Source organism: Neisseria sp. P0022.S010 (assembly GCF_051956635.1).
This window is the reverse complement of record NZ_JBQCXF010000458.1, coordinates 1-2,357: the sequence shown is the minus strand read 5'-3', so window position 1 is coordinate 2,357 and position 2,357 is coordinate 1. Positions and strand designations below refer to the sequence as shown.

General features: G+C 47.7%; 2 protein-coding genes. Both read right to left on the bottom strand.

Features of this window, described 5'->3' with window-relative positions; genetic code table 11:
- Positions 1 to 1,289 (bottom strand): D-lactate dehydrogenase (gene dld, locus ACTHUT_RS18120; protein ID WP_440419302.1); only part of this gene is annotated, 1,289 nt, incomplete at its 3' end.
- A gap of 165 nt (positions 1,290 to 1,454) precedes the next feature.
- On the bottom strand, positions 1,455 to 2,357 hold a 903-nt coding region (locus ACTHUT_RS18115), incomplete at its 5' end, for a S1 RNA-binding domain-containing protein (RefSeq protein WP_440419301.1).

Here is a 2,357-nt window from a genome sequence, read left to right as displayed (position 1 = left end):
GCAAAGCGATGCAGCATGGCCGCCTGCGTTTCTTCGGCATTACATTCGAAGAATGCGCCGCCATGGGTTGCAAAATATTCCTTCAAGAAAGCACGCGCTTCTTCTACGCCCTCGCCACCCATTTTCAAGATCAAATGGTGTTCGTATTTGTCGCGATAATTGCGCATAGATTTCGGCAAGTGATCAGGCAAAATTTTACTGATCAGTTGCATGAATTTATCAGAGAAGTGTTTTGGTAAGAAACTTATCTTTTTGCTGAATCTATCCACACGGGCTTTCAGATCAAACAGTTTCGGAAGTTGGTGGGTACCGAACGTCTTGATGATATAAAACGTATCTTTACCATAAACGGCAGCAATATCAAAAGCATGACGATGGATATATTCACCGGAAATAGGCAGGTTTTTAAACTCACTCAAAGCGGCGCGACGAATATCGGTCAGCTCATTAATATCATTGGTGCCGATATAGAAGACGGCAGTCTGTTTTTCTTGCGGAAAAGTATCTAAGCGTACGGCAAACACCATCAGCTTGCCCGCGCAACCTGATGCTTCGTAGTGACGCGCAGGGTCGGCATTAAAACGGGCGGCAGTCGGTTCATTCACTTGGCGGACATGATCGCAGTACGCATGGTCATGCCCTTTGCCTGCATTTTGAACAATGTCTTTTTTCTGATAATGGAAACCTTGCAGATTGGTCAGAATTTCTTCAGGGGTTTCACCCAAATCAATGCCCAAATGGTTGACTAGCTCCAGTTTGCCCTCATCGTTGATTTGCGCAAACAGGGCCATTTCCGTATAAGCCGGACCACGCTGTACCAAAGCACCGCCGGAGTTATTACATACGCCGCCCAATACGGATGCGCCGATACAGGACGAACCGATCACGGAATGCGGCTCACGGCCTAAAGGTTTCAGCAGCAGCTCCAATTGATTCAGGGTAGAACCGGGCAGGCAGACAACTTGTTCGTTATTATTAATCGGCTGAATGATGTTCAGACGCATGGTATTCACAATCACGATATCGCGGTCGTAATCATTGCCGTCAGGAGTCGAGCCGCCAGTCAAACCAGTATTGGCAGCCTGCGTAATCACAATGACATCAGCCTCAACACACGCCTGCAAAATTTGCCACATTTCCAAAACCGTACCCGGACGGACAACCGCCAGCGCCTTGCCCTCGCCAAAACGGTAGCCTTGTCGGTATTGCTCGGTTTTTGCCGGGTCTGTGATGATGTATTTTTCACCGACGGTTTGCGTCAGCCGGCTGATTAATTGCGTAGCATTCATTGCATACTCCTTGAGAGATTAATATATTTATTAGATTGCAAGCATTGTAGTAATCCCTTTTATCAAAGTAAAGGCGAAACCCGTTTTTTAAACTCATCTTTTAAATAAACAAAAGGCCGTCTGAAATTTTCAGACGGCCTTTTGTTTCAAGCTTGAATAATCAGATTATTCAGCGGCTTTCTCTTCGCGAGCAGGCGCTTCCAGCAAAGCTTTGATAGACAGACGTACGCGACCGCGGTCGTCCACTTCCAATGCTTTTACATTTACAACCTGACCTACTTGCAGGTAGTCGCTGACATTGCGTACGCGCTCGTGGGCGATTTGGCTGATGTGTACCAAACCGTCTTTGCCCGGCATCACGCTGACAATCGCGCCAACGTTGTTGTCGAGGATTTTAACCACAGTACCTTCGTACACTTTGCCCACTTCCACTTCGGCAGTGATTTCTTCGATACGTTTTTTCGCCGCATCGCCTGCTTCTTGAGTAGTCGCAGCGATTGTGATGGTACCGTCTTCAGCAATATTGATTTCAGTACCGGTTTCAGCAGTAATCGAACGGATGGTTTCGCCGCCTTTACCAATCACATCACGGATTTTGTCTTGGTTGATTTTCATGGTGAACAAGCGTGGCGCGTGTGCAGACAGCTCTTGCGGGCCTGCAACGGCGGCTTTCATTTGTTCCAAGATGTGCAAACGTGCTTCTTTGGCTTGAGCCAAAGCGATTTGCATGATTTCTTTGGTAATACCTTGGATTTTAATGTCCATTTGCAGCGCGGTTACACCTTCGGTTGTACCGGCTACTTTAAAGTCCATATCGCCCAAATGGTCTTCATCGCCCAAGATGTCGGTCAGGACAGCGAATTTGTTGTTGTCCAAAATCAGACCCATGGCGATACCGGCAACGTGTGCTTTCAAAGGCACACCGGCAGACAATAGGCTCAAGCAGCCGCCGCAGACGGAAGCCATAGAGGAAGAGCCGTTGGATTCGGTAATTTCAGAAACCACGCGCATGGTGTAGCTGAAATCTTCAGGTTCTGGCAATACGGCCAACAACGCACGTTTAGCCAA